We start from the raw sequence: 23,616 nt of genomic DNA, 5'->3' as shown, positions 1-23,616 counted from the left end.
CTTGACGATGTCGATTGGCGCACTTCGCGTCAATCGCTTTCAGGTTAAAGAACAACTTCCGTTAATAACGATTGATTCGGAACCCTTACTAATTGATATGCTTGTTCGTCCGTTTGTTCGTCCCATGCGTGAGACTGCTGGAGCCGGGAGGCTGCGGTCCTGCCCGACCGTCCGCACACCGCTCTCTCTTTCATCACACCAACTGAACATCAGTTCAGCCTACACGAGACCTCGGAAGCGTCTGAACCGCATAATAGCGCGTCAAAAATGGATGGAAAGAGCAATTTCCGCCAGACAGGCGGATTTTTACGCGAACTTAGGGAAAATCACGAGGCCGAACCCGGAAACACACTGAACACGCGTTCAAGCATTTTATATTGAGCATCACCATCCCTTATGAACTCATGCGCGCCGGAAGGCATGACTAGTATGGGAAGAGGCTCGGGCTCATCCCGATGCGTTCACATGTTCGGATAGTTGGGTCCGCCGCCGCCCTCCGGCGTCACCCAGACAATGTTTTGCGTGGGATCCTTGATATCGCAGGTTTTGCAATGGACGCAGTTTTGCGCGTTGATGACCAAGCGGCGCTCGCCGGGCGCGTTTTCTGTGAACTCGTACACACCCGCCGGGCAGAAGCGTGACTCCGGTCCGCCATAGATGTCGAGGTTGACCCGCACCGGCACCGATGCATCTTTCAACGTGAGGTGCGCCGGCTGGTTTTCCTCGTGATTCGTATTGGAGAGGAATACCGAAGAAAGCCGGTCGAACGTCAGCTTCCCGTCCGGCTTCGGATAGACGATCTCTTCGCACCGCGTGGCGGGGCGCAAGGTCTCGTGGTCGGCGTGCTTGTGATGCAGGGTCCAGGGCGCCCGACCGCCCAATACCTTTTGCTCGAGACCCACCATCACCGTGCCGGTGAACAAGCCCTTGCTCATCCATTGCTTGAAGTTGCGGGCCCGGTATAGCTCGTCCTTGAGCCACGAGCGCTCGAAGGCTTCGGGATATTCGACCAACGTGTCATTCTGGCGAGCGCCGCACAAGGCACCGAAAGCCGCTTCCGCCGCCATCTTGCCGCTCGCGATGGCCGCGTGACTCCCCTTGATGCGCGATGCGTTCAGAAAACCCGCCTCGCAGCCGATGAGCGCGCCGCCCGGAAAAACCAGCTTGGGCAAGGACATCAGCCCGCCTGCGGTAATGGCCCGCGCGCCATAGGACAGGCGCTTGCCGCCTTCGAGAAATTGGCGAATCTCGGGATGCGTCTTGTAGCGCTGGAATTCCTCGAACGGCGAGAGGTAGGGGTTCGTGTAGCCCAGACCCACCACGAATCCCACCACGACCTGATGGTTATCGAGGTGGTAAAGGAACGACCCGCCATAGGTGTCGCGCTCGAGCGGCCAACCCGCAGTATGAATCACCAAACCGGGCTGATGGCGCTTGGGGTCGATTTCCCAGAGCTCCTTGATGCCAAGGCCATAGACCTGCGGGTCAGCCTCCTTGCGCAATTCATACCGGTCCATGAGCTGCCGACCCAGGTGGCCGCGCGCGCCCTCGGCGAACAGCGTGTACTTTGCATGGAGCTCCATCCCGAGCTGGAACGCGTCGCCCGGCTCGCCGTCCTTGCCGATGCCCATGTTTCCCGTGGCCACGCCCCGCACCTCGCCGCGCTCGCCATAAATCACTTCGGCCGCCGCAAAGCCCGCAAAAATTTCCACACCCAGTTCCTCGGCCTTCTGTCCCAGCCATCGCGTGACATTGCCGAGGCTTACGACATAGTTGCCGTGATTCTTGAAGTTATCGGGCAACAGCCAGTTGGGCACGCGCCTCGCCCGCTCCTTCGAAAGAAAGAGAAAACGGTCCTCCGTCACCTCGACATTCAAAGGCGCGCCCTGCTCCTTCCAGTCGGGAATGAGTTCGGTCAGCGCTCCGGGGTCCATGACCGCGCCCGAGAGAATATGCGCCCCCACCTCGGACCCTTTCTCCAGCACGCAAACGCTCACGTCCTTACCTTGCTCGCGCGCCAGTTGCTTCAGACGAATCGCCGACGACAACCCCGCTGGACCGCCGCCTACGATGACGACGTCGTACTCCATGGATTCGCGCGGACCGTATTGTTCAACGAGGGATGGTGTATTCATGTCAGTCACTGTAGGCGGGCAAATTGGCGGCCCTCGCCGGGCCGCTCCGAAACCGAACGACGCGCGGGGCGTCACGTGCAGCGCATCGTAAAACCGGATGTTTTCGGGTCCCGGTGAAATAAGGTCTGCTTATGCTCCACACAACCGGACGTTGCATTCGCCCGATGAAACCACCCGCCCTTCGGCGCGCCCGCGCGGCCCGATACCGATGCGCTCTTTTGCTAAAGATCGCCCTTGCTTATATTGGCGCCCCCGAGATTTCTTGCGGTCAAACTGCGCCCATGACTTGACCAACGAAGGAAGCTGAATCGTGAACTCATACGATGTGGTGGTGATTGGCGCCGGGGTAATCGGCAGTTCGGTAGCGTTCCAGCTTTCGAAGCTCGGCGCGAAAAGCGTTCTGGTGCTCGATCGTGCGACGATCGGGGCCGGGACGACCTCGCAATCGTCAGGAATCCTGCGCACCCACTACTCCGTCAAGGAGAATGTGGAACTGGCGCGCAAATCATGGGATGTCTTCAACCACTTCGCCAGCTATCTGGGTGATGAAGAGGCCTCGTGCGGCCTCGTGAAATGCGGCTACATGATTGTCGCGAGCGAAGGCGACAAGCTCGAGCCGCTGCGCGCGTCGCTCGATCAGCAGAAGGAGCAAGGCATTCCGCTCGAACTGCTCAGCGCGCAGCAGGCAAAGGAGCTTCTGCCTATCGCCCGGTTCGACGACGCCGCGCTGATCGGCTACGAGCCCGAGGCCGGCTTCGCCGACGCCTATCTGGTGGCGACGAGCTTCGCACGCGCCGCGCGCCGTGGCGGTGTGACCATCCGCGAGAACGCGACCGTCAACAAGATTCTGTTCGAGGGCAACAAGGTCGTCGGCGTCTCGACGAGCATTGGCGACTTCGCGACGTCGATGGTCGTCAGCACGCAGAATATCTGGACGCCCGAGCTCGCGGGCTGGACCGGCCGCAAGCTGCCGATCATGCCGGAGCGGCACGCCGTGCTGGCGCTCGAATGCGACGCGGCCAGGTACACCTTCACGATGCCGGTCTTCAAGGACCTCGCGTCGACCGGCATGCTGTACTACCGCAGCTATGGCGGCAACCAGATGCTCGTGAGCGAAGGCGTGGTGGGCGAGAAACTGAACACGGCCGAAACCGAGCAGGGCGACATTCCGATGGACTACGTCGTCGAAGTCGGCGCGCAGGTTGCCGAACGTTTCCCCGAGTACGAGACGGCAGGCATTGCGTCTTCCTGGACCGGCGTGTACGACGTGACGCCGGACTGGAATCCCGTGCTCGGCAAGCTGCCCGGCGTCGAAGGCCTGGTCGTGGGTTATGGCTTCTCCGGTCATGGCTTCAAGCTGTCGCCCACCGTGGGCCGCGTGCTCGCCCAGGAAGCGCTCGGCTTGCCGACCGACGTGTCGCTCAAGCCCTATTCGATCGAGCGCTTCGAAACCGGCGAGCTCCTGACGGGCAAATACGGCCTCGGCGCGGTGTCGTGAGAGGTCGGGCATGTCGGCAATCGAAGTTCGCTCAATCGCCGCGCTCCCCGTGGAGCGCTGGCGCAACGGCGGCGGCGTCACGCGGACGATCGCGTCGGGGGCCTCGGGCGAGTCGCAATGGCGCATCAGCCTCGCCGAAGTGGAACGCAATGGGCCTTACTCGCGATTCGAGGGCATCGACCGGATATCGCTCGTGCTGCGCGGCGCCGGCGTGACGCTGCGCAACGAGCGTTCGGCCGTCACGCTCAAGCCGTTCGAGGCAGTCGAGTACGACGGCGACGCGCAATGGAACGCCACGCTCGTCGATGGCCCGGTGACCGCGCTCAACGTGATGACCGCCAGGGGGCGCTATCGCGCAAGCATCAGGAGCATTCGGGAGCCGCTCACCGTGCCACCCGGTTGCCTCGTGGCCGTTGTTGCGCTTCACGGCGGTTGCGCCTGGCGCGACGCCACGAGCGCATCGACGGGCGTTATCGAAGCGGGACAGTTTCTGATCGCGCATTCCCTCGATCGCGCCATCCGGTTCTCGCCGACGGCACCCGCCATCGACGAGGCCGCAAGCCCGCCGCTTCCCGTGCTGGTGACCATCGAGCCGGCCAGCGCGCACGAATGATTGAATGTGAGGAAGATGAGATGAAAGTCATTACAGCAGTGAAGCGCGTCGTCGACTACAACGTGAAAGTCCGCGTGAAGTCCGACCATAGCGGCGTCGACATCGGCAACGTCAAGATGTCGATGAATCCGTTCGACGAAATCGCTACCGAAGCCGCGACGCGCCTGAAGGAAGCCGGCAAGGCCACCGAAGTGGTCGCCGTTTCGTGCGGCGTTGCCCAAAGCCAGGAAACCTTGCGCACCGCGCTGGCGATCGGCGCCGATCGCGGCGTGCTGGTCGAGACCGATGCCGAGCTCCAGCCATTGGCCGTCGCGAAGCTGCTCAAGGCGGTCATCGAGAAGGAGCAACCGCAACTCGTTATCCTCGGCAAGCAGGCCATCGACGACGACGCGGGACAGACTGGCCAGTTGCTCGCGGCACTGCTCGACTGGCCGCAAGCGACCTTCGCCAGCCACATCGAAATCGACGGCTCGACGGCCACCGTCACGCGCGAAGTCGACGGCGGTCTCGAAGTGATCGCCCTGCAACTGCCGGCCATCATCACGACCGACCTGCGCCTGAACGAACCGCGCTACGTGACGCTGCCTAACATCATGAAGGCCAAGAAGAAGCCGCTCGAAACCGTGACGCCGGCGGCGCTCGGCGTCGATCCGTCGCCGCGGCTGAAGACGCTCAAGGTGGTCGAGCCGGCCGCGCGCAAGGCGGGTGTGACGGTTCCGGATGTCGCGACGCTCGTCGAGAAACTGAAACACGAAGCGAAGGTGATCTAAATGACGACTCTTATTATTGCCGAACATGACAACGCGCAGCTCAAGGCTGCCACGCTGCATACCATCGGTGCCGCCCGGCAGCTTGCGAATGGCGTGCATGTGCTCGTGGCGGGCAGCGGCGCTCGCGCCGTAGCGGAGGCCGCGAGCAAGGTGGCCGGGGTGGACAAGGTCATCTTCGTCGACGCGCCGCATTTCGCCGACGCGCTGGCCGAGAACATCGCGGCTCAGGTTACGGCGCTGGCCAGCGATTACTCGCACCTGCTCTTCCCGGCAACGGCGGCGGGCAAAAACGCGGCCCCGCGCGTGGCCGCAAGGCTTGATTCCGCGCAGATTTCCGACGTCATCGCGATCGATTCGGCCGATACGTTCCAGCGCCCCATTTATGCCGGCAACGCCATTGCCACCGTGCAATCGCCGGACGCGGTGAAAGTCGCGACGATACGCACGACGGCGTTCGACGCCGCGGCGGCGACCGGCGGCCATGCCGAAATCTCGGCAGCGCCCGCCGTTGCCGATACGGGCCGTTCGCGTTTCATCCGCCGCGAAATCGCCACCAGCCATCGCCCCGACCTCACGGCCGCACGCGTGGTCGTTTCCGGCGGCCGCGGCCTCGGCAGCGCCGAGAACTTCGCTATCCTCGACCCGCTCGCGGAAAAGCTGGGCGCGGCCATTGGCGCATCGCGCGCCGCCGTGGATTCCGGTTTCGCGGCCAATGATCTGCAAGTCGGTCAGACCGGCAAGATCGTGGCGCCGGAGCTCTATGTGGCCGTGGGCATTTCCGGCGCGATTCAGCACCTCGCGGGCATGAAGGATTCGAAGGTCATCGTCGCCATCAATAAGGATGCCGAATCACCTATCTTCGGTGTTGCCGACTACGGCCTCGTGGGCGACCTTTTCGACGCGGTGCCAGAAATGGTAAAAGCGATCTGAACGCTATCGCGGCCTCACGCAGGCCAATTGGCTTCTCAGCAGTACCTTTGCCGCCTCGCGCGATAAGTTGCGCCCTGGCGGCTTTTTTGGCCTCTTCATTCAACCAGGAGCATGTCAGGTGAAAGGATACTGGATCGTTCTCGGCTCGGACGTAACCGACCCCGAAGCGCAGCAAGCCTATGGGAAGCTGTGGGCCCCCATCGCCGAAAAATTTGGCGCGAAGCTCAAGTCGCTGGACCCTGGAGCCGTTCTCAAGGAGGCAGAGACGACCCGGCGTGTCGTGGTCGTCGAGTTTCCTTCGTATGAGCGGGCCTTGGCCTGCTATGCGGACCCGGCCTACGAAGAAGCCAAACAGCACGCGCTCAAGGCATCAAAGCGGGAGCTGCTTATCGTCGAGGGCGACCTTGCGTAGTCCGTGGGGTATCCGGTGAACGCCGCTTGAACGCCGCTCGAACGCAGAGGAGCGGCGTTACGCGATACGCACGACCAGCGCCGCCGCACTCCGCGTCTCGCTGAATCCGGCGCTATCGCGGCAAACTCCGAAGCGCACCCAACGCGGCATCAAGCATCCCCTGCACGACCGGCTTCACCTTCTCCGCCAGATCGGGCCGGTACTCGAACGGTGCGGCTTCATTCATGTAGGTCGACTGGCACATTTCCAGTTGAATCGCATGCACGCCTTGCTCGGGCCGGCCGTATTCCCGCGTGATGAAGCCGCCCTTGAAGCGCTCGTTATGGACCCAGGTAAAGGGCTGGCTCGCCAGGCTCGCCGTCACCGCCTCCACAATGCGCGGATCGCAGCTACGCCCCGAATGCGTGCCCAGATTCAGGTCGGGCAACTTGCCTTCAAAGAGACGCGGAAGGAGGCTCGCGATCGAGTGCGCCTCCCATAGCAGCACGTGACCGTGGAGGCTTCTCAGGCGCGCCAGCTCCGCCTGGAGCCTCGCGTGATACGGCTGCCAATACCGTTCGAGCCGCAGCGCTTTATCGGCATCCGAGGGGCCCGTGCCGTTCCGGTACAGCGGCTCTCCGCGAAAGGTCTCGGTCGGGCATAGCCCCGTCGTCGTCTGCCCAGGGTAGAGGCTCTCCCCCGTAGATGGGCGATTCAGGTCGATCACGTAGCGGGAGATTTTCGCCCCGAGCACCGACGCGCCCGCGCTGCGCGCAAAATCGTAAAGCGTGTCCAGATGCCAGTCGGTGTCGGCCACCGCATCGGCAACATCGGTTAGCTGCCCGCGCACATCTTGGGGTATTCCGGTTCCCTGGTGAGGGATCGATATGAGCAGAGGAAGCGTGCCTTCATGGAATTCGTATACCGCGCTATTCAATTTTTATCTCCTGACGCAAAAATCCGCGGCCGAAGCCCCGCACGGCATGCTTCGGCTCCATCCCTCCAACATAGTGATTCGGCTTAGCGGCTGCGCGAACATCATCGGCACTTAGCCTTTTCATAAGTGTTCCTGATTCTCGCAGCCGCGAATTTTGTCCAGGTCAGTCTCCATTCCAGAGTTGTGGTGCGCCAGCGGTAGCGCCCGCGCTACGGGACGCGAATAGCGGCGCCACCAGACTCCTTGCTCGCCGCGCGCTTCGGCGGCAAACCTGATCAACCCTTGAATCCAGTGAAAAAATGAAAACGTCAGCCAATGTTGGCATGCTGCTGGCCTGCAGCGTGATGAGCGTCTCTGCCCTCGCTTCGCAAATGACCTTCGTCTCGTGGGGCGGTTCGTATCAGGCCGCGCAAGACAAGACCACCGTCGCACCGTTCACGGCGGCCAAAGGCATTCAGGTCAAGAACGACTCGTACAACGGCGGCATTGCGCAGATTCGCAGCCAGGTCGAAACCAGGAATGTCACGTGGGACGTGGTCGATCTGCAACTGTCCGACGTGACGCGCGCCTGCGACGAAGGCCTGCTCGAAAAGATCGATCCCGCCGCGCTGGCCCCGGCCCCCGATGGCACGCTGGCGAAGAACGACTATGTCCCGAACGCCGTCTCCAGTTGCATGGCCGGCAACATCGTCTGGTCTTCGCTCATTGCCTTCAATAGCGACAAATTCAAGGGCCACGAGCCGACGAAGATTGCCGACTTCTTCGACCTCAAGAAATTCCCGGGCAAGCGCGGTCTGCGCAAATCGCCGGAAGGTGCGCTCGAATGGGCGCTGCTTGCCGATGGCGTTGCGCCCGCCGACGTCTACAAGATGCTCGCCACGCCCGCCGGCGTCGACCGCGCCTTCAAGAAGCTCGACACGATCAAGTCGTCCATCGTCTGGTGGGAAACCGGCGCTCAACCGGCGCAGCTTCTCGCTGATGGCGAGGTAACAATGAGCAGTGCATACAATGGCCGCATCTATAGCGCGATCGCCGACGACAAAAAGCCGTTCGGTTTCATCTGGGATGGCCAGGTCAAATACCTGGAAGGCTATGCCATCGTCAAGGGCACGAAGAACCTGAAGGCGGCCCAGGACTTCGTGCGCTATGCAACGCAGCCCGATGTGCTGGCGAAACTGGCGCCGCTGACCGCCTACGGCCCGACCCGCAAATCGGCGATTTCGATGATCCCGCCGAAGCTGCTGCCCTACCTGCCGACTGCGCCCGTTAACCAGAAAGGCGCGATCGATACCGATGTCGCCTTCTGGGCCGATCACGCCGACGATCTGAACCAGCGATTCGCCGTCTGGCTCGGCCAGAATTGAGTACTGAAAACAAAAGCCTGCCTCCCGAAGATCCGGTGCGGCAGGCTCTGAAGTCTCCTAGCCTTCGAGCCTTTTTAGCAGATCCTCCGGCACGTCGATTTCCGTCACGTTGAGGTGACTGCCGGGTATGCGCACGCCTTGCGCGGCCAGGCGCTCGATCTGCGAAGACAGCCGGGCGGCGAAGTCCTCGACCACGAGATCCGGCTTGATCGCAACAACGAACAGGCCCACGCCAGGCGACTCGCAGCCTTCGGCGAAACCCGGTGCGTCCATCGACCAGTTGCTGCCGGCCAGCCCCGCCACCAGGAACTCGAGCATCATCGCTATATTGGCGCCGCGCGCCCCGCCAAATGCGAGCAACAGCCCTTTGACGGCTTCCCGCGCGTCGGTCGTGGGGTGGCCTTGCGCGTCGACGGCCCAGCCCTCGGGAATGGGATCGCCGCGCTCCGCGGCCTGGCGTACGTTCACGAACGCCGTTGCGCTAGAGGCCTGATCGATCACGAACGGCCTGGCGCCCGCACACGGCGCGCCGAACGACAAAGGATTGGTGCCGTAGACAGCCTTCCGGCTCTCCAGCGTCGTCATCTGCGCCGTTGCGTTGGTCGTTGCGATAGCAACCAGATCGGCCTCGGCCAGACGGCGCGTGTAATACCCCAGCTCGCCAACCGTGAAGCTGTTCGACTGCAACAACACCGTCACGCCGTAAGTCCTCGCGCGCTGCACGAGTTCGTCGAATGCCAGGTCGAATCCCAACTGGGCGATGCCGTATTTCGCATCGATGGCGATCGCGGCCGGCGCGGGAAACGTCACCTCGGGCTTCGCGTCCTTCGCGATGCGCCCCTTGGCGAAGCCATCGAGATAATCGAACAGATGGGCGAACCCCACCGCGCGACTGCCGGCCCATTCGGCGGACACGACCGCTTGCGCGAGCGCATTGGCGACTTCGTTGCTGGCGCCGGCTTTTATCGCGGCTCGACGAGCGATATCGTGGGCTTGCTGTGTTTCAAGGCGCACGGTCACTTCCCTCAATAGATGCGTTGAAATGGCAATCGATCGGCGTTCGTCGTCGCACCGCTATGCGTGATTCACACCGCGTCTTCGCTCAATACCATCAACTGCGTGTTGCCGCCCGCGGCGCTTGCGTTCACCGTCGTGATGCGTTCGCGCACGAGTTGCGTCCAGTCGTATTGTCCGTCCGCACCGGGCTGCAACAGCGCCTTCATGTCCTCGGCTGCCGCAACGCGCAGGGCGGCCAACGCGGGATGATTCGCCGCCGCCATGACTGCGTCCGGTCTCACGCCCGCGACTTCGCCCCGGATCAGTGCCGCAACGTCGGATCCGTTCACGACCCGGCACGCCGCCCCCAGTGCGTGGGCGATTTCGTCCGACGCGGCGGACTTGAACACGAGCACCGTGTTGCCGAACGCGCTGGCCATCATTGCCTGTTCGAGGACAACGACGGGCGATTCGCCGGTGCAGAGCACCTGCCCGCGCGGCAGCAGCTCCACCGTGTTCTCTTCGCCAGTGAGTGCCGGGAGGCTGAGGGTCGTCGTCCGATTGATCAGCTCGTCGAGGCGTTGCTTGCAGTTGCCGAGCGCCGTGCGCTGGGCGGACTCCATGCTCCGCGCCGTCGCGAGGCCAAACAGCGCATTCACGTTATGGAGGCGCGTCTTCTTTGCCCTGGCCATTTCCCCGCGACGGCTCTGGAGCTTCCCGCTGGCCGACTCAACCGGAAACTCGAAGAACTTCTCGCTCACGGCGCAGGCCGTCTGGACGAATGGTCCCGCGTCGGCGTTGAAAGCAGGCGCTGGCGCCGACGTGAGCGCGTACAGCACAAGCGGACCGCCAAACATCGGACCCGTCCCGCAGGCGCCCGCGCCGCCGAACGGCTGCATGCCCGGCACCGTGCTGTGCATCGCGCGGTTCACGCAAACGCTGTTGGCATTCGATGCCGAGAGCAGCTTGCCGGCGGCCTCGTTGATGCGCGTATGCAGCCCCTGCACGCCGCATCCGATTGCGTTCAGGGCCGCCAGCAATGCGTCCATCTCGCCCGTTTTGTAGCGCACGACGTGGAGCACCGGGCCCGGGATCGTCGCGTCGATCGTCGGAAGCGCGCCGGGATCGAGAATGTCGACGATAGCAGGCGCGACGAAGTTGCCTTTCGTCTGGTCGGCGGAGACTTTCCCGCGCGCCACGGCATAGCCAAGGCCGCGCATCTGCTCGATATAGGCTTCGGCGCGCTCCTTCGCCTCGCGCGACGCCAGCGGGCCAATATCCGTACCGACGAAAAGCGGATTGCCGGTATGGCGTTCGCTCAGCATCCCCTTGAGCATCTTCAACACTTTCTCAGCCGTCGAGTCCTGCAGACAGAGCAGCCGCAGCGACGAAGCGCTTTGTCCAGCACAACTAAATGCGGACATCATGGCGTCCGAGATAACCTGTTCGGGGAGCGCCGAGCTATCGACGATCATCGCGTTGACGCTGCCCACCTGTGCCAGCAGCTTCGGCGGCCGCGCATGCTTTGCGAGCAGCACGCCGATCGTCCTGGCCGACTCAGCGGCGCCCGCAAACAGGACGCCCCTCACCTCCTCGGAAGCCAGCAACGCGCGGCCGACCACGGCGCCCGAGCCGAGCAGCAACTGCAGCACGTCCTTGGGCAGGCCGCTACGATAGAACGCGCGCGCCGCCTCGTAAGCAACGAGCGATGCCTTCGACGAGGGCTTCGCGATCACGACATTGCCTGCTGCAAGCGCGGCCGCAACGTGTCCGACGAACGTCGCCAGCGGCGACGACACCGGCGTGATGCTCGCCACGATGCCCAGGCCGCTCCGCGCGCGCAGCCCGGTGTCCGACTTCGCCTGCATGGCGTAGAGGCGGCACAGATTGACGGCGGTGCGGACTTCTTCCGCGGCCTCGGCAAGCGTAGCGCCATTCTCGAGGACGAGCAGCGCGCCCAGGTGCCTGCTCGCCGCTTCGAGTCCCGCGGACATCTGGTCGAGCCTGTCCGCGCGCTGATAGGCGTCGACACGCGCCCAGTTCGCCGAGGCGTCCTTCGCTGCGGCAATAGCCTGTGCAACGGCGCCCGCGCGGCAGAACGAGACGCTGCCCACGATTTCGGTCGTGTCGCCCGCGCTGTAGACGAGATGCGTCGAATCGGATTCGATGTCGCCGCTATCGGCCACCAGCGATTGCGCCGCAAGACGATTCGAACGGATCGCGCTCACCGCGGCATCGAATTCAGCGCAATTGCCGTATGAAATGGCCGCTGCATTCACGCGGCCGGGGAGCACATCGGCCGGCGCCGCAATGCCCGCATGCGGCTTGCCATCGGTGCGCGCGGCTTTGGCAACAGGGTCCTCGACGATATCGGCAATGCTCACTGCCGGGTCGACGATCTGGTTCACGAAAGACGAATTCGCGCCATTCTCCAGCAGGCGGCGCACCAGATACGCGAGCAGCGTGGCATGCGGGCCGACGGGCGCATAAATCCGGCACGGGCGGCCGAGCTTCGCGGCACCGACCACCTGGTCATAAACGGTCTCGCCCATGCCGTGCAGGCACTGGAACTCGTATTCCTTGTTGCCGGCCAGCGTATGCACCGCGGCGATGGTGAAGGCGTTGTGCGACGCGAATTGCGGAAAGATCGCGTCCGGCGCATCCAGCAACACCTTCGCGCACGCAATGTAGCTCACATCGGAATGCACTTTACGCGTGAATACCGGATAACCCTGCAAGCCGGCGTCCTGGGCGAGCTTGATTTCGGTATCCCAGTACGCGCCCTTCACGAGGCGAATATTGATGCGACGGCCCGTCGAGCGCGCGAGCGCGACAATCCAGTCCGCTACCGCGTGGCCGCGCTTCTGGTAGGCCTGCAGCGAAATGCCGATGCCGTTCCAGCCGCGCAGCGACGCGTCGTTGCACAGCAATTCGAGCATCTCGAGCGTCAGTTCGAAACGCGCGGACTCTTCCTGGTCAAGGTGGAAACCAATGCCGTACTTCTTCGCCAGTTGCGCGAGTTCGAGCAGGCGCGGATAGAGTTCGACAAGCACCCGCTCGCGCTGCGCGAGTTCGTAGCGCGGATGGAGCCCGGAGATCTTCACGGAAACACCGGGGCCATTGATCGGGCCACCGCCTTGCGCGTCTTTGCCGATGGCCTCGATCGCGTGACGGTACGACTCGAAGTAGGCCTGCGCATCCTCGTCGGTCAGTGCGGCCTCGCCCAGCATGTCGTACGAGTAGCGATAGCCGCCGCTCTCGCGCCCCTTCGCCGCGCCAATCGCTTCCTCGATCGTCTGCCCCGTCACGAACTGCTTGCCGAGCATGCGCATCGCGTACGCGACACCAGCGCGAACGACAGCCTCGCCGCCCTTGCGCACGACGCGCGTGAGCGCTTCGGCGAGCGCGTTTTCGTCGGGCTGCTTCAGCAGCTTGCCCGTCACGAGCAGGCCCCAGGCCGTCGCATTGACGAACATCGACGGCGACTTGCCAACGTGGGCGCGCCAGTCGGCATCGACGATCTTGTCGCGAATCAGCTGGTTGCGAGTCTGGGTGTCGGGGATGCGCAGCATCGCCTCGGCGAGACACATGAGCGCGATACCTTCGCGGCTATCCAGCGAAAACTCCTGCGTGAGCAGATCGACACCGCCCGCATCGATGCGTGCATCGCGTACCCCCTGCGCGAGGCGCGCAGCAAGCTCCTGAGCCTTCGCGAGCGTGGGCGCATCCATTTGCGCGCGACGCATGAGCGTCTGCACCACCTCCTCCTCGGAAAGCGCGGATGCTTCGGCGATGCGTTGGCGCAGGACGGAAAGATTCGTCGTGTCCGTTGGCGTGACTTTCTTTTCTGACAACATGATTGGATGACCGGGTTGGGGGCTGCTGATTGCGAGTTTCGGGCTGGGCGTTTCAGGCTGCGGGCGTCGTCGCCGCTCAATCACATCGCTGTGCCTCTAAGGCGCTCGGTTCTCCGGCGCAGCAGCTCGAGCGTCACGAGAAGCAGTGTCGAAATCACCACGAGAATGGTCGCCACGGCGAGAATCGTCGGGCTGAGCTGTTCGCGGATGCCGGACCACATCTGGCGCGGAATCGTCTTCTGATCCGGGCCGGTCAGGAACAGCGCGACGACGATTTCGTCGAAGGACGTCGCGAACGCGAACAGCGCCCCCGATATCACCCCGGGCGCGATGATGGGGAGCTTGACCTGCAGGAACACGCGCAGCGGCGAGGCACCGAGGCTGCGGCCCGCCCGCGAAAGCGTCTCGTTGAAGCCGGCCAGCGTCGCCGTGACAGTGACGACGACGAATGGCACACCTAACGATGCGTGCGCGAGAATCAGCCCGGTCAAACTACTCGTCAAGCCCAGCGGGCTAAACGCGAAATACACCCCCACGGCCGTGATGATGAGCGGCACGATCATCGGCGAAACGAGCAGGCCGGTGATCACGGCTTTGCCCTTCAGGCGCGGGCTCGTCAACCCGAGCGAAGCCGTGACGCCCAGCACCGTCGCGATCGCCGTGGACGAGAACGCCGTGATCAGCGTGTTCTTTAGCGCCAGCATCCAGTCCGGACTGCCAAGGAAGTCCTGATACCAGCGCAGGCTCAATCCCGGCAGCGGGTACGTAAAGTATGGCTGCGAACTGAACGAAAGGGGCATCACCACGAGCACGGGCAGCACGAGGAACAGCAGCACCGCCAGCGAAATACCCAGGTGAGCGAATCGTCCAAGACGGCCCCAGACCGTCACATAAGCCGGAAAGGTGAACATGTCGTTACCCCAGTTTGATGCCGCCGCCCGTGAGCTTCACGAAGAGGCTGTAGATGATGAGCACGCCAACGAGCAGGATCGACGCGAGCGCACTCGCAAGCCCCCAGTTCAGCGTGGTATTGACGTGATTGGCGATGTAATAGCTCGCGAGCTGGTCGTCGGGGCCGCCCACGATGGCCGGCGTGATGTAGTAGCCAACGGCCAGAATGAACGTGAGCATGCCGGCGGCGCCCACGCCCGGCAGCGTCTGCGGGAAATACGCCTGGAAGAACGAGCGCACGGGACCTGCACCGAGCGAGCGCGCAGCCTTCATATAGATGTGCGGCACGCCCTTCATCACGCTGTAGAGCGAAAGAATGGCGTACGGCAGGAGAATGTGCGTCATCGCCACCAGCACGCCGACGCGGTTATAGATGAGCGAGACGCCGTGCTTCGAGAGCCCCAGATGAATCAGCAGATCATTGAGGACACCGTGGGTTTGAAGCACGACGACCCATGCCGTGGTGCGAACCAGTATCGACGTCCAGAACGGCAGCAACACCATGATCATGAAGAGGTTGCTGTACTTCGCCGGAATGTTCGCCAGAAAATAGGCCACGGGATAGCCGAACAGCAGGCAGAGCAGGCTCACCGCCATACTGACCCACGCCGTGCGCAGAAACACGCTGACGTAAAGCCGCTCGCCGTCCGGCTGGCGCACGATGGCGCCGTGCTCGTTGCGCTCGAAATCGAACGCCTTGAGGTAGTACCCGAAGGTCCAGGGCGACGACGCATACTTCAACGTCGACCACGCCCCCAGGTCGTCCCAGCGGGAATCGATATTCGACAGACGCTGATGCCACGTCCCCTCGCTGCTCTCGTCGATATGGCGCGCCGTCTTCATGATGAGACTGCGCATGCCGCTTTCGTCATAGTTCAGCCGGGAGGCCACGCGGCTCACGGCATCGGTTCCCTTGGCCGCGGTCAGATCCTGCCCGAACGCGGCATAGATCTGCTCGCCGGGCAATTGCCCGCTGGCCGGGTCCCACGCGCGCAACAACACCGCGGCATGCGGCAGTTCCTGGGAAACCGTCGGGTCGCGGAAGCTCTTCGTCAGGAGACTGCCGATCGGAATGAGAAAGGTCACGAGGAGGAATGCGAACAGTGGAAAGACCAGCAACATGGCCTTCGTGCGCTCCGTTCGCTCGGCGCTGCGCAGCCTCGCCTTGAGGCTCTTCGAGTCTGCGGCGACGACCTGGGTTGCGTCGGTTGTCGGGATTGCCATATCAGTCGGTAGAATCATCGTGGTTCAGCGGTCTCGACCGCGCCCTCCTCGTCAATGCAACTGCAGATACGTTTGTGCGTGGTACAGCAGGAATCCGGTCATCTTCGGCCTGGATAAATCAGTAATCCAAACCATTGATCTGATTCACCGGGCCTCGGCATTGACCTGATGTCCCGCTGGACCCGGCCGCTTCGGAAAACTTCCCCGCGCTGTGACTACTGCAGGGCCCGGCAGGCGTCGGCCATCCAGCCGATATCCACGGAGTCGCCAATACGCAGTTGCCGTGCAACACCATCATTGGGCAGCTTCACGATGAAGTCGTTGCGCCCGCAGACCTGCATGACCACGCGCAGGTGATCGCCGTAATAGATGAGATCCTTCACGCCGCCGCTGAATACGTTGTCGCAGGCACGCGCGTGTTCGCCCACGGCGACGCGCTCGGGGCGCAGCGACACCGAGGTCGAACCGGAAGCGCGAATGGCCGCGCCCGCGCTCGCGCGTATCGTGGCCCCGCCGTCGAGCTTGACCGTACACGCCTTGCTTTCGACCGAGGCCACCGTGCCCTTCAGCTCGTTGCTCTCGCCGATAAAGCGCGCAACGAAGGCGTTTTCGGGCTTCTCGTAGAGATCGGCCGGCGGCGCGAGCTGTTGAATGATGCCGTTGTTGAAGACCGCAATGCGGTCCGACATCGTCATGGCCTCGCTCTGGTCGTGAGTCACGTACACGACCGTGAGGCCGCTTTGTTCGTGGATCTGCTTGATTTCGTACTGCATCTGTTCGCGCAACTGCTTGTCGAGCGCACCAAGCGGCTCGTCCATCAAGACGAGCGCGGGCTCGAACACGAGCGCGCGCGCCACGGCAATGCGTTGCTGCTGACCGCCCGAGAGTTGCCCCGGCATGCGGTTCGCGAACTTCTCCATGTTCACCATCGCGAGCGCGCGGCTGACCTTCCGTGCGATCTCATCCTTGGCGATCTTGCGGACCTTGAGCGGAAACGCCAGATTCTCTGCCACGGATTTATGCGGGAACAACGCGTAGCTCTGGAACACCATGCCGATATTGCGCCGCTCCGGCGGAATACGGTTGATCGGCTTTCCCTGAAGCAGGATCTCGCCATGCGTCGCAGTCTCGAAGCCGGCCAGCATCATGAGGCAGGTGGTCTTGCCCGACCCGGACGGCCCCAGCATTGTGAGAAACTCGCCCTCGCGAATATCGAGGTTGAGATTTTTCACCACGAGCGATTCACCGTCGTAGGTCTTCTGAACGTTCTTGAAAGAGACAATGGTCGACATCACAACTCCTCAGGGAAAGCCACACTCGGTGATCAGGCGCCGAACTTCCAGTCACGAGCCGGCAGATACGTTTCCTTCACCACACGCGGCGAGGCCCAGCGCAGGAGGTTCAGATACGAACCCGCCTTGTCGTTGGTGCCGCTCGCGCGGCCGCCGCCGAACGGCTGCTGGCCGATCATCGCGCCGGTCGGCTTGTCGTTCAGATAGAGGTTGCCTGCCGCATTGACGAGCACGGCCTCGGCCTGGTGCAGCGCGAAACGGTCCGTGCAGAAGATCGAACCGGTGAGCGCATAGGGGCTCGTCGAATCGATGAGTTCGAGCGTCTGGTCCCACTGCGCATCGTCGTAGACGAACACCGACAGCACCGGACCAAACAGTTCGTCCTTCATCAGCGCGTGCTGCGGATCGCTCACCTCGAACACGGTCGGCTCGACGAACCAGCCCGGCTCGGTCCAGGTCTTGCCGCCGAAGACGAGCTTCACCGCGGCATCGTCCTTCGCGGCGGCAATCACGCGGCTGAGCTTCTGATGCGAAGCCTGCGAGATGACGGCCCCCATGAAGGTGCTGGAATCGGCAACGTCGCCCACCTTGAGTTCGGCGAGACGGTCGCGCAGTTGCTGGCTGACCGCGGGCCACAGGCTGCGCGGAATATACGCGCGCGAGGCCGCGCTGCATTTCTGGCCTTGATATTCGAAGGCGCCGCGCACGAGCGCGATAGCCACCTCGGATGCGTTGGCCGACGGATGGGCCAGCACGAAGTCCTTGCCGCCCGTTTCGCCCACGAGACGCGGAATCGTGCGGAACGCATCGACCTTCGACGCCACGCCCTTCCAGAGCGACTGGAATACCGCCGACGAACCGGTGAAGTGAATGCCCGCGAGATCCGGCGACGAGAGTGCTACACGCGTCGTCAGTTCGGCATCGCCGGGAACGAAGTTGATCACGCCCGGCGGCAGACCGGCCTCTTCGAGCGCCTCGAAGAAGATGTAGTTTGCGAGCGCCGACTTTTCGGACGGCTTCCACAGCACCGTGTTGCCCATGATGGCCGGCGCCGTGGTCAGGTTCGCGCCAATGGCGGTGAAGTTGAATGGCGACACCGCATAGACGAAGCCTTCGAGCGGCCGCCAGTCGGCGCGGTTCACCGCGGTGGGAACCGACATCGGCTGCTCGGCATAGACGCGCTGTGCGTTGTAGGCGTTAAAGCGCAGGAAGTCGATCAGCTCGCATGCACTGTCCGGCTCTGCCTGGTCGAGCGTTTTGCTTTGACCGAGCATCGTGGCGGCGTTGATCTTTGCGCGCAGACGCGTCGCGACGATATCGGCCGCGCGATGAAGAATCGTGGCGCGGCTGGCGTGCGTCAGGCTCGCCCATTCGCGGGCAACGCCCCTGGAACCCGAAATCGCTTCCTTGATCTGCGCTTCCGACGGGCGATGAATGCGCGCGAGCACGCGCTGCGTATCGTGAGGAGCCCGAACCTCCGTGACTTCATTCGAGAAATACCGCTTGCCGCCGATAACAGTCGGAATCTCGACGACTTCACGCTGCTCAAGCGCGCTGCGCAGCGCGGCGCCCGATGCGGTGCCTTCGCCAAATTGAACTTCGGCTTCATTCGCCGGCAACGGAAATTGTGGACCTGAAATCACGCTTGCTCCTTACCAGAAAAGTTGGACGAATCATTGAGGAGCCGCCGGGCTCGACCCGGGAGAACCCTTGCCAGAAGCAGGATCGCGGGGTTCTTGCAGCACCAGCAACGCTCAGTGTCCAGACTAGAGGGTGCCAAAAGAACGGCCGCTTATTTAACTTCGCTTTATGTTGTAAATCGTTGGCCGTTATGAACGACGTGCGCGACAACCGGGCGAGACACGCTGAACACGGGAAGCGACGACATCCAACCAATCACTGAACATATGTTCAGTAAAAAACATGCTGATGGGAATATATATCCGTTCGCGAGGATGTCAAAAATGTTTTCATTGGGGTTTACACGGATAAATCTTCAGACTTACGGAAGCGAAGGGTAAACACCCGTCCCACAACCCGCTCCAATCCATGAACATATGTTCAGCGATTCCGTGAAATCAAAGCCGCTATACTTCTATTTCCTGTGAACGAATGTTCAGCTTTTTGGGGCGCCAGCCCCTGTCTCCCGAGTAAGGACAGCACGATGCGTGATGACGCGGAACACACCGTCAAGGTTGAAACCCGCAAGGAAGAGCCCGTGGAGTACGACGGCATGCGCCTGAAACTCGTCGACGCGACGCTGGAGGTGGTGGGCCAGGTCGGCCTGGAAAATCTGACGATCCGTAAAGTGAGCGAGCACGCAGGCGTTTCAGTGGGCCTCGTGCATCACCACTTCGAGAACAAGAGCAATCTCGTCTACAAGACGTTCGTCTACATGATCCGGAGCGTTCGCAATCAACTGATCGCTGGCCGGCGCAACATCAGCGATCCCGTCGAGCGCCTGAAATTCACGGTCGACATGTGCTTTAGCGACGAAGTGATGAGCCCCGGCGCTGCCAACGTCTGGCCGCACATGTGGAGTTCGTCGGCCCATGAAGTGGAGGTTCAGCGTCTATGCGCGGCGTTTTCGCGGCGCCTGCGCTCGAACTTCATTCATGATTTTCGGCAGGCGGGCTGCGACGCGCCGATGGCCAACATCTACGCCATCCAGGCGTTGGCGCTCACGCACGGTCTATGGATCGAGCACCGGGTGGCCGGCACGATTTCAATCGACGAAGTGCTGGCGATCTTTCACGGCGTCATCGACAACGCGACCAACCAGGGCTGGAAAACGAGCTTTCAGCGCCTCGCCGCCTCACGGCATTAAGCGGGCCGCACTCGCACTATTCGTCGTCGGTGTCGCCCACGTCTTCGGGCTTCAGCGAAAGCGCCTTGGCGATATCGCGCGCCACCTGCCGCTCAAACGCGCGCCGAATCAGATCGTAGAGATCGGTGGGAAGATGTCCGAGCTCGTTTTCCCGATACGAAAGATAAAACGAACGGGTGAGCCGGCCATAAGGCCGCCCATGTCGCGAGAACGCCGTCAACGGAACCACACGAACGTCAGGTACGTAGTGGCGGGACTGCCACAAGCACAGGGGCGTGGTAATGGCGAAGCCCAGGCCGGCCGCGACGAGGCTGAGCATCGGGTCCGTAGCGTCGAATTCACAGGTGCGCTCGATGTTTTCACCGAGCGAGGAAAGATACGAGTCGACGTGCTGGCCGATGACCGAGCGCGCGCTATAGCGAATGAACTGCAGATGGTTGCTCAGCCCGGTCAGCGTCGTGTAGCGGTCGACTTCGAAGCTGCCCGGGAGGACCACGACATAGGGCTCCGAGAACAGCTTCCTTTTGCGGATGCCGGGGGCATGCGACGAACTGCTGGTCGTCACCGCCATGTCGAGCTGCCGGGCCTCCAACTGACCGTCGAGTGCCGGGGTGATACCGGACCAGAGACGGATATGGTGGGATGTGCCGGACAACGCTTTGATGGCAATCGGACCGATGGTCGCCGCGAAAGAATCGACACACCCCAGGCGCACGACGACCCGCTTGGCGCGAGTGACGTTGCGCACGCTCTCGACCATCTGGTCGGCGCCTTGCAGGAGGACGGTGGCATGCTCGAACAGGCGCTGCCCCGCCGCCGTTGGCCGCGCGGGGCGCGTGGCGCGGTCGAGCAAGGTCGTATCCAGCAGTGTTTCGAGGGCCTTGATACGCTGCGAAACGCCTGCCTGCGAAATGGCAAGACGACTTGCGGCATCCGAAATCGAGCCGGCCTCCACCACGGCCACCCAGCTGGCAAGGAGATCCCAATCGGGGTATTTTTCTGGCGCGCTGTCTTTCATGGCTGTTGAGGAATGCTTTCCAAAATCCAGCACGTCGCGGACGCACCGTTCGCGCGAAACCGGCCGCTCTCCATCGTTAATCGGTGCATCGCATGGCTTCGAGCGCGCCGAGCACGTCGCCGGCAGCAGCAGGGAGTTTGAGGACCGCGGCGCCCGCGCTATCGAGAAGTGCGGCCATGTCGGCCTGAGGTGCATCGCAAACCCGCCCGGCTTCGCTGCTTGCCTCGAGCTCGCTGCGCCATTTGCCGGCGATCTCGACCTCGACCACATGCACGCCGCTCGCGGGCACACCATAGTGCTGTGCGGCGAAGACGCCGCCGAGCTTCCCGTTGACCACCCATGACCGTCCGTGCGCTTGAGCGGCATCGGTGAGCGCGGCAAGCAGTTGACGGTCGCACGCCGCGCCCTGGTGGGTGCCCAGATTGAAATCGGTTCCCCCTGCCTGCTCGCGGTACGGTGAAAGCCAGGAGCTCGCGTGCGAGAAAAGCACCGCAATATTCTCGTGCAATTGCCTGAGGCGAACGATCTCGGCCGTCACCATCTGATGAAACGGAAGCCACCAGGCGGCGACGCGCGCGGCGACTGCTTCCTCGTCCGGTTCGCAGTCGTGCGGATAAAGAGGCTCGCCGCGCGACGTGTGCGTCCGGCACAGTCCCACCCGGTTCAAGCGCGGCGATAGCGACCGATTGTCGGTGGCCACGTTCAAGTCGATCACACAGGGGTGAATGCACGCCGAAACCGTCGAGATGCCCTGTTCGCGCGCCGTCGCCATCCACGCGATGCCTGCCGGATCGGACAGGCGTCCATCGATTGGCGCCCAGGCCGGATTGGTCAGCAATTGCGCGGGCACGCTGGCGCCAACGTGCGGCGCGACCACCAGCACCGGCTTGTTGCCGCGAGCAATCCGCCCGAAATTTTCGCTCTGCATGCCTTCCCCCTCACGATGCGTGGCGACCGCCGCCAAGCCGAAGTCGTGTACGAACGTAAATCGATTGCCGGTTCGCGCTCACATCATAAGCCGGGTTGATATTTTTCATCACTGCGGCTTAATCAAGGGAGAAAAACGCCACGCTTTACGCCGCGGCACCACGCCCAAGTCGCGCCCCAAAACTTCCCGCATAACCTGAAGTCATGCCAGCGTGAAAATAATGCGCGTTGACGCCGGCTCTGCTCGATCCAATACTCAGCGCTCATCGAGAAAGCAATCAGGAGACAGCATGTCCGGAAATCGCGGTGTCGTTTTCGCAGGCCCTGGAAAAGTGGAAGTGCAAAATATCGCGTTTCCCCGAACTCTCCGATCCGTCCGGCCGCAAGGCCAACCACGGCGTCATTCTGCGAGAGGTGGCCACGAACATTTGCGGATCCGACCAACACATGGTGCGAGGCCGCACCACGGCGCCGGTCGGCTACGCGGAATTCGATTCCGGCGTGCCCAGGAAATTTGTGATCGATCCGCACGCCAGCCTTAAAGCAGCCGCCTGAGCGTCACGCTGACTTCGTTCAGCCGCACCGATTCGCGAAGAAGTTTGCGCTGGCCTTGGCCGGCGCTTTTTCCCCTGGCTCGCTTAGCATTCCCAACGACGGATCGCCACTTCGCAAGCACGGCTTCAGCTATCTATAAACAACGCTGAAGCGCGACCGGGCGCCGATACCACCGGATATGCTGAACGCGCATGTATTCGCCCGTCATGGGCGGCACTGAAGGGGCCACGGACACTTTGGCCCCACGCCATTCGAGGCAACCGCATCAAGCGCGCCCCGTAGTGGCTGACCATACCGTCTGGATCGTACCTTGATACGCATCTATACCGCCTTCATTCTCCTCGGCCTGTTCTGGGGGTCGAATTTCATCTACATGAAATGGGCGGCTGCGTATATCAGCCCAGGTCAGATATCGCTTTTGCGGGTGCTGTTCGGGTTCATTCCGCTCGCGGCGCTCGCATGGCGCAACGGCGTACTGAGGTTTGGCCAGGTCCGGTATCTGCATCACTTCTCGGTGATGGCCGCGCTCGCCACCGCGTTCTCCTACTTCGCCATGGCGAAGGGCACGGCGGTCCTGCCGTCCGGTATTGCCGGCGTGCTCGGCGGGTCGCCCGCCATCTTCACCTCCCTGGCGTCGACGCTGTTTCTGCGTAACGAGAAGATGAACTCGCTGATGGTGTCCGGCGTGGCGCTGGGCATGGTCGGCATTACGCTCATTGCTCGCCCGTGGGCCGCCCTCGGCGGCAACGACCCGATCAGCCTCGCGGGCATCGCGTGGATGATGGCGGGGTCGATCGTCTTCGGACTCTCGTATATCTACGTCCGGCGCTTTCTCTCTCCCATCAGGCTCCCTCCTCTGGCCATCGTGACCTGGCAGACGGGACTTGCGCTGCTGATGCTGTTCGCGCTGACCGACCGCCACGGCATCGGCCAGATACTGCAGGACGGGCGCGCCACGGCGGGCGTGGTGATCGGTCTGGGCCTGCTGGGCACGGGCACGGCGTTTGTCCTCTACTACTTCCTCCTGCAGGAGCTGGGCGCCGTCGCTGCCTCAGGCGCCGTCTACGTCACGCCCGTCATTGCGCTTTTGATCGGCTGGGCCGCCGGCGAGCAGGTGGGACTGCTGGAAATCGTGGCGACGCTTTTGATACTCGGCAGCATCGGTATGCTCGAAATCGGTCGGCAACGCACGGTTCCCAGGGAAGCGGCGCCCATGCAAAGCGCGGTGAGCGTCGACTGAATCTGGCCATCTGAATCCGGCCATATCATGGTCTTTTGTGACCGGCGCGAAACGCGCATGCCCAAATTTGCGTCGCGACGGCACGCGACAT

Annotated in this window: 18 protein-coding genes and 1 pseudogene; 9 read left to right on the top strand and 10 right to left on the bottom strand. The window is 62.7% G+C overall.

The features are described from left to right. Positions 1-461: 461 nt before the first annotated feature. A complete protein-coding gene (locus U5775_RS28130; protein WP_322061389.1) occupies positions 462-2,135 on the bottom strand; it encodes an electron transfer flavoprotein-ubiquinone oxidoreductase in 1,674 nt (557 codons plus the stop codon). A gap of 310 nt (positions 2,136-2,445) precedes the next feature. Here U5775_RS28130 and U5775_RS28125 point away from each other — a divergent pair, with 310 nt between their 5' ends. The 5 genes from U5775_RS28125 to U5775_RS28105 all read left to right on the top strand — a co-directional run bounded on the left by U5775_RS28125 (position 2,446) and on the right by U5775_RS28105 (position 6,358). Further along, positions 2,446-3,633: an FAD-binding oxidoreductase gene (locus U5775_RS28125; RefSeq protein WP_322061377.1), complete on the top strand. Its 1,188-nt coding sequence runs from the start codon at positions 2,446-2,448 to the stop codon at positions 3,631-3,633. A 10-nt stretch (positions 3,634-3,643) separates the two neighbouring features. Next, on the top strand, positions 3,644-4,246 hold the full coding sequence (locus U5775_RS28120) for a HutD family protein (protein WP_322061376.1): 603 nt from the start codon (positions 3,644-3,646) through the stop codon (positions 4,244-4,246). A gap of 20 nt (positions 4,247-4,266) precedes the next feature. Further along, positions 4,267-5,016, top strand: coding sequence for an electron transfer flavoprotein subunit beta/FixA family protein (locus U5775_RS28115; RefSeq protein WP_322061375.1), 750 nt, complete (start codon positions 4,267-4,269; stop codon positions 5,014-5,016). After that, positions 5,017-5,946: an electron transfer flavoprotein subunit alpha/FixB family protein gene (locus U5775_RS28110; protein WP_322061374.1), complete on the top strand. Its 930-nt coding sequence runs from the start codon at positions 5,017-5,019 to the stop codon at positions 5,944-5,946. A gap of 118 nt (positions 5,947-6,064) precedes the next feature. Next, complete coding sequence (locus tag U5775_RS28105) at positions 6,065-6,358, top strand: DUF1330 domain-containing protein (protein ID WP_322061373.1); 294 nt, start codon at positions 6,065-6,067, stop codon at positions 6,356-6,358. 112 nt (positions 6,359-6,470) lie between these two features. On the opposite strand, the gene hutG is transcribed toward U5775_RS28105, so the two are convergent. Next, on the bottom strand, positions 6,471-7,274 hold the full coding sequence (gene hutG / locus U5775_RS28100; RefSeq protein ID WP_322061372.1) for an N-formylglutamate deformylase: 804 nt from the start codon (positions 7,272-7,274) through the stop codon (positions 6,471-6,473). A 299-nt stretch (positions 7,275-7,573) separates the two neighbouring features. Here hutG and U5775_RS28095 point away from each other — a divergent pair, with 299 nt between their 5' ends. Beyond that, positions 7,574-8,638, top strand: coding sequence for an ABC transporter substrate-binding protein (locus tag U5775_RS28095; protein ID WP_322061371.1), 1,065 nt, complete (start codon positions 7,574-7,576; stop codon positions 8,636-8,638). Between the two features lie 57 nt (positions 8,639-8,695). On the opposite strand, the gene U5775_RS28090 is transcribed toward U5775_RS28095, so the two are convergent. The 6 genes from U5775_RS28090 to pruA form a co-directional block, all read right to left on the bottom strand. Further along, the gene (locus U5775_RS28090; protein ID WP_322061370.1) at positions 8,696-9,652 is read right to left on the bottom strand and encodes an Ldh family oxidoreductase; all 957 of its coding nucleotides are present in this window, start codon (positions 9,650-9,652) and stop codon (positions 8,696-8,698) included. Between the two features lie 71 nt (positions 9,653-9,723). Then, positions 9,724-13,491, bottom strand: a complete 3,768-nt coding sequence (putA, locus tag U5775_RS28085) for a bifunctional proline dehydrogenase/L-glutamate gamma-semialdehyde dehydrogenase PutA (RefSeq protein ID WP_322061369.1) — start codon at positions 13,489-13,491, stop codon at positions 9,724-9,726. Between the two features lie 80 nt (positions 13,492-13,571). Further along, a complete protein-coding gene (locus U5775_RS28080) occupies positions 13,572-14,402 on the bottom strand; it encodes an ABC transporter permease (protein WP_322061368.1) in 831 nt (276 codons plus the stop codon). Positions 14,403-14,406: 4 nt separating this feature from the next. Next, positions 14,407-15,666, bottom strand: coding sequence for an ABC transporter permease (locus U5775_RS28075; protein WP_322061367.1), 1,260 nt, complete (start codon positions 15,664-15,666; stop codon positions 14,407-14,409). A gap of 215 nt (positions 15,667-15,881) precedes the next feature. Next, positions 15,882-16,958, bottom strand: a complete 1,077-nt coding sequence (locus tag U5775_RS28070; RefSeq protein ID WP_322061366.1) for an ABC transporter ATP-binding protein — start codon at positions 16,956-16,958, stop codon at positions 15,882-15,884. Between the two features lie 32 nt (positions 16,959-16,990). Then, positions 16,991-18,601, bottom strand: coding sequence for an L-glutamate gamma-semialdehyde dehydrogenase (gene pruA / locus U5775_RS28065; protein ID WP_322061365.1), 1,611 nt, complete (start codon positions 18,599-18,601; stop codon positions 16,991-16,993). Between the two features lie 521 nt (positions 18,602-19,122). Here pruA and betI point away from each other — a divergent pair. Beyond that, a complete protein-coding gene (gene betI / locus U5775_RS28060; protein ID WP_322061364.1) occupies positions 19,123-19,785 on the top strand; it encodes a transcriptional regulator BetI in 663 nt (220 codons plus the stop codon). Between the two features lie 16 nt (positions 19,786-19,801). Here the strand turns inward: betI and U5775_RS28055 are convergent, their stop codons facing one another. Further along, positions 19,802-20,803, bottom strand: coding sequence for a LysR family transcriptional regulator (locus U5775_RS28055; RefSeq protein ID WP_322061363.1), 1,002 nt, complete (start codon positions 20,801-20,803; stop codon positions 19,802-19,804). A gap of 76 nt (positions 20,804-20,879) precedes the next feature. Beyond that, the gene (locus U5775_RS28050) at positions 20,880-21,767 is read right to left on the bottom strand and encodes an N-formylglutamate amidohydrolase (protein WP_322061362.1); all 888 of its coding nucleotides are present in this window, start codon (positions 21,765-21,767) and stop codon (positions 20,880-20,882) included. 253 nt (positions 21,768-22,020) lie between these two features. Here U5775_RS28050 and U5775_RS28045 point away from each other — a divergent pair. Then, positions 22,021-22,210, top strand: a pseudogene (locus U5775_RS28045) (formaldehyde dehydrogenase, glutathione-independent); the annotation flags it as partial. 385 nt (positions 22,211-22,595) lie between these two features. Continuing rightward, positions 22,596-23,525, top strand: coding sequence for a DMT family transporter (locus tag U5775_RS28040; protein ID WP_322061361.1), 930 nt, complete (start codon positions 22,596-22,598; stop codon positions 23,523-23,525). Positions 23,526-23,616 lie beyond the last annotated feature (91 nt).

The organism is Paraburkholderia sp. J63, assembly GCF_905220245.1.
In the GTDB taxonomy this organism is placed as follows: domain Bacteria; phylum Pseudomonadota; class Gammaproteobacteria; order Burkholderiales; family Burkholderiaceae; genus Paraburkholderia.
The sequence above is the reverse complement of the archived record's forward strand: the minus strand, read 5'-3'. Positions and strand labels throughout refer to the sequence as shown.

Coding starts and splice junctions, on each gene's coding strand:
- U5775_RS28130 (WP_322061389.1), bottom strand. CDS start 2,135: ATGAATACACCATCCCTCGTTGAACAATACGGTCCGCGCGAATCCATG.
- U5775_RS28120 (WP_322061376.1), top strand. CDS start 3,644: ATGTCGGCAATCGAAGTTCGCTCAATCGCCGCGCTCCCCGTGGAGCGC.
- U5775_RS28115 (WP_322061375.1), top strand. CDS start 4,267: ATGAAAGTCATTACAGCAGTGAAGCGCGTCGTCGACTACAACGTGAAA.
- U5775_RS28110 (WP_322061374.1), top strand. CDS start 5,017: ATGACGACTCTTATTATTGCCGAACATGACAACGCGCAGCTCAAGGCT.
- U5775_RS28095 (WP_322061371.1), top strand. CDS start 7,574: ATGAAAACGTCAGCCAATGTTGGCATGCTGCTGGCCTGCAGCGTGATG.
- putA (WP_322061369.1), bottom strand. CDS start 13,491: ATGTTGTCAGAAAAGAAAGTCACGCCAACGGACACGACGAATCTTTCC.
- U5775_RS28080 (WP_322061368.1), bottom strand. CDS start 14,402: ATGTTCACCTTTCCGGCTTATGTGACGGTCTGGGGCCGTCTTGGACGA.
- U5775_RS28075 (WP_322061367.1), bottom strand. CDS start 15,666: ATGGCAATCCCGACAACCGACGCAACCCAGGTCGTCGCCGCAGACTCG.
- U5775_RS28070 (WP_322061366.1), bottom strand. CDS start 16,958: ATGTCGACCATTGTCTCTTTCAAGAACGTTCAGAAGACCTACGACGGT.
- betI (WP_322061364.1), top strand. CDS start 19,123: ATGCGTGATGACGCGGAACACACCGTCAAGGTTGAAACCCGCAAGGAA.
- U5775_RS28055 (WP_322061363.1), bottom strand. CDS start 20,803: ATGAAAGACAGCGCGCCAGAAAAATACCCCGATTGGGATCTCCTTGCC.